This window comes from uncultured Thermus sp. (genome assembly GCF_938010445.1).
GTDB lineage: Bacteria > Deinococcota > Deinococci > Deinococcales > Thermaceae > Thermus > Thermus altitudinis.
This window is the reverse complement of the sequence record NZ_CALLUR010000097.1, coordinates 1-5781: the sequence shown is the minus strand read 5'-3', so window position 1 is coordinate 5781 and position 5781 is coordinate 1. Positions and strand designations below refer to the sequence as shown.

5 protein-coding genes are annotated in these 5781 nt (G+C 62.7%); 3 read left to right on the top strand and 2 right to left on the bottom strand.

Going from position 1 to position 5781, the window contains the following annotated elements; translation table 11 throughout:
- The first annotated feature begins 69 nt into the window (after nt 1-69).
- A complete protein-coding gene (locus Q0693_RS05405) occupies nt 70-573 on the top strand; it encodes a transposase (protein ID WP_366140517.1) in 504 nt (167 codons plus the stop codon).
- Between the two features lie 35 nt (nt 574-608).
- On the opposite strand, the gene Q0693_RS05400 is transcribed toward Q0693_RS05405, so the two are convergent.
- Nucleotides 609-1607 carry a dihydroorotate dehydrogenase-like protein gene (locus Q0693_RS05400; RefSeq protein ID WP_298629784.1) on the bottom strand — a complete coding sequence of 333 codons (999 nt, stop codon included), beginning with the start codon at nt 1605-1607 and terminating at the stop codon, nt 609-611.
- A 41-nt stretch (nt 1608-1648) separates the two neighbouring features.
- Nucleotides 1649-5152 (bottom strand): pyruvate:ferredoxin (flavodoxin) oxidoreductase, encoded by a 3504-nt coding sequence (gene nifJ, locus Q0693_RS05395; protein WP_298629782.1) that lies wholly within the window; start codon nt 5150-5152, stop codon nt 1649-1651.
- A 75-nt stretch (nt 5153-5227) separates the two neighbouring features.
- On the opposite strand from nifJ, the gene Q0693_RS05390 reads away from it, so the two are divergent.
- Together Q0693_RS05390 and Q0693_RS05385 are read left to right on the top strand one after the other, a co-directional pair.
- The gene (locus tag Q0693_RS05390) at nt 5228-5362 is read left to right on the top strand and encodes a hypothetical protein (protein WP_279231195.1); all 135 of its coding nucleotides are present in this window, start codon (nt 5228-5230) and stop codon (nt 5360-5362) included.
- A gap of 32 nt (nt 5363-5394) precedes the next feature.
- On the top strand, nt 5395-5781 hold a 387-nt coding region (locus Q0693_RS05385), incomplete at its 3' end, for an aminopeptidase (protein ID WP_298629776.1).

The window sequence follows — 5781 nt, the reverse complement described above, 5'->3', positions numbered from 1 at the left end:
GGTCCTTGCCCTGGACCCCGAGACCCTCAGGCGGCACACCCTGTTCCACTGGTGGCCTAGGACGAAGGAATTAGCATAAAAGGGTATCAGACCAAGCTTGCTGAAGCCCAAGGGAAGCTATCCCGAAAAAAGAAGGGCAGCAACCGGTATAAGAAGGCCAAAAGACAGCTTGCCAAACTGCACCGCAAGATCGCCAACCAACGCAGGGACTTCCACCATAAGGTGGCCAGGAAGCTTGTAAACCGCTATGGTGTCATTGTCCATGAAGACTTGAACATAAACGGACTATCCCGTTCTCCTCTTGCCAAAGGGGTACTTGACGCAGGGTGGGCGCAGTTTCTCCAAATCCTTGCCTACAAAGCGGCGGAGGCTGGTAGGCGGGTCATCAAGGTGGACCCTAAGTACACAAGCCAAGACTGCCCTGTATGCGGTTACCGGGAGAAGAGGCCTTTGTGGGTCAGAGAGTTCACGTGTCCCTCTTGTGGTACTCTTCTCCATCGGGATGTGGCAGCGGCAGTAAACATCTTGGCCAGGGCTCGGACGGAGCCTGCGGGGATAGGTGCTCTAACCTAGAACCGCGAAGCCCTGCTCTTCAGAGCGGGGAGTCGTCACGGAAGAAGGCGATACGAGCCCAGAACCTTAAGGTAGTTGGCCCGCTCAAAGGCTGCCGGCTCCGCCACCTTCTGGTAGCTCATCACCCCCCGCATCTCCGCCACGCTCGCGTACTCCTTCTCCTCCATGAAGGCCTTCAGCTCCTCCAGCACGGTGCGGAAGTGATGGGGGCCCTTTTCCAGGATGGACGAGGTCATCATCACCACCTGGGCACCGGCCAAAAGCCCCTTCGCCGCCTCCTTCCCCGAATGCACACCACCCGTCAAGGCCAGCTCTAACCCCACCCGGCCGTAAAGAAGCGCAATCCAGTGGACGCGCAGCAAGGCCTCATAGGGACGGGAGAGGGTCAGGGTAGGCACCACGGAAAGGGTAGCCAGGTCTATATCCGGCTGGTAGAACCGGTTGAAGAGGACCAAGGCCTTGGCCCCTGTACCCTCCACCCTTTTGGCAAAGTGGGCGAAGGCGGTGAAGGCATGCCCCACCTTGACCGCCACGGGGATCCGCACGCTTTCCACCACGGCGCGGATGGTATCCAGGTACATGGCCTCCACCTCGGAGGCGGAAAGGCCAGGGTCGGTGGGGATGTAGTACAGGTTGAGCTCTACGGCGTTGGCCCCGGCCTCCTCCAGGAGCTTGGCGTACTCCACCCATCCCCCCCGGCTGATGCCGTTCAAGCTGGCGATGATGGGGACGGAAACCCGTTCCTTGGCCCGGGAGAGGAGATCCAGATAGCGCTCTGGGGTTAGGCGGTACTCGTGGGCCTTGGGGAAATAGGAGAGGGCCTCGGGATAGCTTTCGTGGCCGTAGTGGAGATAATGGTCCAGCATCTCCTCCTCGAGGGTCACCTGCTCCTCAAACAGGGAGTGCATCACGATGGCCGCCGCCCCTCCATCCTCCAGGCGCAAGAACCCATCCAGCTTTTCCGTGAGGGGCGAGGCGGAAGCCACCAAAGGGTGCTCCAGCTTTAGCCCCAGGTAGGTGGTGCTCAGATCCATACCCCTCCTCCTTCACGTGTTTCCCTGACGGGAAAACACCCTCAGTTTGGCACAACCTCCTTCGCCGCCATGCGGGAAAGCCTCTCCCACCTTTGCCGCACCGCCTCCTCCGCTAGCCTTAAAAAGGCTTCCGCTCCCTCGGGGTGGGTTTGCAGGAGGAGCCGGTAACGGTTTTCCGCATAGAGGTATTCCCGCAAGGGTAGGGTGGGAGGCTTGGAATCCAGGACCAGTCCCTGTCCGGGAATGTAGCGGAAAAGCGGCCAGTACCCGGTGCGCTCGGCCAGCCTCTGGTGCTCCATACCCTTGGCCATGTCAATGCCGTGGGCGATGCAGTGGCTGTAGGCGATGAGAAGGGCCGGTCCCTTATGGGCCTCGGCCTCGAGGAAGGCCTTCACCGTATGGGCATCGTTCGCCCCCATGGCGATCTGGGCCACGTACACGTGACCGTAGCTCATGGCCATGAAGGCCAGGTCCTTCTTGGGGGTGGGCTTGCCGGCAGCGGCGAACTTGGCCACCGCCCCCAGGCCCGTAGCCTTGGAAGCCTGTCCCCCGGTGTTGGAGTAGACCTCGGTGTCCAGAACCAGGACCTTCACGTTGGCCCCACTGGCCAGCACGTGGTCCAGGCCCCCGTAACCGATATCGTAGGCCCAGCCATCCCCACCCACGATCCAGACCGAGTGGGGGATTAGGGCGTCTGCCACGGCCAAGAGGTCCTGGGCCTTGGGATCATCCAGGGCCTTGAGCTTTTCCCGCAGAAGCGCCACATCCTGCCGCCTCTTTTCCACCTCCTCCGGCCCCACTTCCGCAAGAAGCCTCTCCACCAACTCCTGGCCCAAAACCTGCCGGAAACCCACAAGAAGTTCCCTAGCGTATTCCGCCTTCTTGTCTAGGGCCAGGCGCATGCCAAGCCCAAACTCCGCATTGTCCTCAAAGAGGGAGTTGGCCCAGGCCGGACCCCGGCCTTCCCGGTTTTTGCTCCAGGGGGTGGTGGGAAGGTTCCCCCCGTAAATGGAACTGCATCCGGTGGCGTTGGCGACAATGAGGCGGTCGCCAAAAAGCTGGGAAAGAAGCCTAAGGTAGGGGGTTTCCCCGCACCCTGCGCAAGCCCCAGGGAACTCAAACAAGGGCTCCAGAAGCTGCACATCCTTTACGGTGTGGAGCTTAAGGCTGGCCCTAGGGGTTTCCGGCAAGGAAAGGAAGAAGTCCCAGTGCCGGTTCATGGCCTCCCGCACCTCCAAGCGGGGAGCCAGGTTCAAGGCCTTGCGGCTTGGGTTTTGCTTATCCTTGGCGGGGCAGACCTCCACGCAAAGGGAACACCCGGTGCAGTCGTCAGGGCTGATGGCCAGGGTAAACTCGCCGCTAAGATCCTTCCACATGGCCTTGCGGTGGGGGAATCCTTCGGGGGCCTGGGCCAAGGCCATCTCCGGCACCACCTTGGCCCGGATCACCGCATGGGGGCAGACCAGGACACATTTGCCACACTGCACGCACACCTGGGGATCCCAAATGGGAATGAACTCGGCGATCCCCCGCTTCTCATACCGGGCCGTCCCCGTGGGGTAAGTGCCGTCCGCAGGAAAGACGGAAACCGGCAAGGCGTCGCCGAGTCCCAAGGCGATGGGCCCCAGGACATCCCGCACAAAGGCAGGAGGGTGGTCCACCATAGGCGGCACCAGGTCCTTCTCCGAGGTAACCCTGCCGGGAACAGGGAGGGGCTCCACCGCCGCAAAGCCCAGCTCCACCGCCTGGAAGTTCCGCTCCAGCACCGACCTGCCCCGCTTCCCGTAGCTCTTTTCTATGCCCCTCTTGATGCGGGCCCTGGCCTCCTCCTCGGGCAAAACCCCGGAAAGCTTAAAGAAGGCGGCCTGCATGATGGTGTTGATGCGCCCAGGAAGGCCCACCCGCCTGGCCAGCTCGTAGGCGTTGACCACATAGACCTTGAGGTTCTTCCTGAGGATCTCCTCCTGGACAGGCCTGGGCAGACGGTCCCAGACCTCTTCCTTGGGGTAGGGGCTGTTGATGAGAACCGTGGCCCCCTCCTCCGCCACCCCCAGCATGGGAAGGCGCTCCAAGAAGCTCCATTGGTGAATGCCCACAAAGTTAGCCCTCTGCACCAGGTAAGGCTTGTTCAAGGGGTTTGGGCCAAAGCGCAGGTGGCTTACGGTGCGGGAGCCGGACTTTTTGGAGTCGTAGACGAAGTACCCCTGGGCGTAAAGGGGGGTCTCCTCCCCGATGATCTTGATGGTGTTCTTGTTGGCGCTCACGGTCCCGTCGGCCCCCAGGGCGAAGAAGACCGCCCGCACCGAGGCTGGGTCCTCAAAGTCCACCTCGGGGTAGGAAAGGCTCGTGCCCGTAAGGTCGTCCACGATCCCCACGGTGAAGCCGTGCCGGGGCCTCTCCCTCTTCAGCTCCTCAAAAACCCCCAGGGCCATGGCCGGGGTGAACTCCTTGGAGGAAAGTCCGTACCTCCCTCCCACCAGCAGAGGAACCTCCCCACCCCGTAGGGCAAAGGCCGCCGCCACTTCCTGGAAAAGGGGCTCCCCCACAGCTCCAGGCTCCTTGCCCCGGTCCAGGACCGCCACCTTGCGCACAGTTTTAGGAAAGGCCGCAAGGAAACCCTCCGTATGGAAGGGGCGGTAAAGGCGCACCCGCACCATCCCCACCCTTTCCCCTTGCTTCAGCAGGTGCTCCACCGCCTCCTCCACCGCCAGGGAGGCCGAGCCCATGACCACCACCACCCGCTCGGCCTCCGGGTGGCCCACGTACTCGTAAGGGGCATAGCGGCGCCCGGTAACCTGGGCAAAATGCTCCATGGTTTCCGCCACCACCTGGGGCAGGCGCAGGTAGTAGCGGTTGATGGCTTCCCGGTTTTGGAAGTAGTGGTCGGGGTTTTGCGCGGTACCCCGGATCACGGGATTCTCCGGGGTGAGGGCCCGTTGGCGGTAGGCCTCGAGGGCCCCAAAGGGGAAAAGGGCCTTAAGCTCCCGGTCGGAAAGGGGCAGGATCTTCTGCACCTCATGGGAGGTGCGGAAACCATCCATGGCGTGAAGTACCGGGAGGCTTGCCTTCAGGGCGGCGATGTGGGCCATGGCCGCCAGGTCCTGGGCCGCCTGGACGGAATCCGAAATCAACATGGGCCACCCCGTGGCCCTTACCGCATACACGTCCTGGTGGTCGCCAAAGATGGAAAGGGCATGGGTGGCCAGGGCCCGGGCGGCCACATGGATGACGCCGGGAAGGGCCTGCCCGGCGATCTTGTACATGTCGGGAATCATGAGGAGCAAGCCCTGGCTGGCGGTGAAGGTGGTGGCCAAAACCCCTTCCTGCAGGGCCCCGTGAAGGGCCCCTGCCGCCCCGCCCTCGGACTGCATCTCCACCACCCGGGGCACGAGCCCAAATAGGTTAGGTTCCCCCTTGGCTGCCCACTCGTCGCAAAGCTCCGCCATGGGGCTTGCCGGGGTGATGGGGTAAATGGCGATCACCTCGCTCAAACGGTAGGCTACCCGGGCCACCGCCTCGTTCCCGTCCACGGTAATGGGACGCATAGGCTCCACCTCTCCCCCACCATAACGCCCCTTGGGGTGAGGAATGTCCCACCCCTCCCGGTGTACCCTAGGAGCATGCCCATCCGGTATGCCTTGGTGGCTCTCTTCCTCCTGGCCGCCTTACTTTTGGAAGCCTACCGGCCCCTATTTTTGCTGCTTTCTGGGCTGGCCCTCCTTCTTGGCAGGCCCAAAAGCTGCCCCCGGCCTTGACGGAACCCCTTCGGGAGGAAAGACTTGAGAGCGTGAGTGCCTTTGAGGAAAACCTAGAAAAGTTGGCCCATCTGGCCGTCCGGGTAGGGCTGAACCTTCAGCCGGGGCAGGAGGTTATCGCCACCGCCCCCATTGAGGCCGTGGATTTTGTCCGCCTCTTGGCGGAAAAAGCTTACCAGCACGGAGCAACCCTCTTCACGGTCATCTACGGGGACAACGTGCTTTCCCGCAAGCGCCTTTCCCTGGGGCCAGAGGAAGGCTTGGACAAGGCCCCAGCCTGGCTCTATGAGGGCATGGCCAAGGCCTTCCGCGAGGGGGCTGCCCGGCTGGCGGTTTCCGGCAACGACCCCAAGGCCCTCGAGGGCCTTCCCCCAGAGCGCATAGGCCGGGCCCAGCAGGCGCAAAGCCGGGCCTACAAG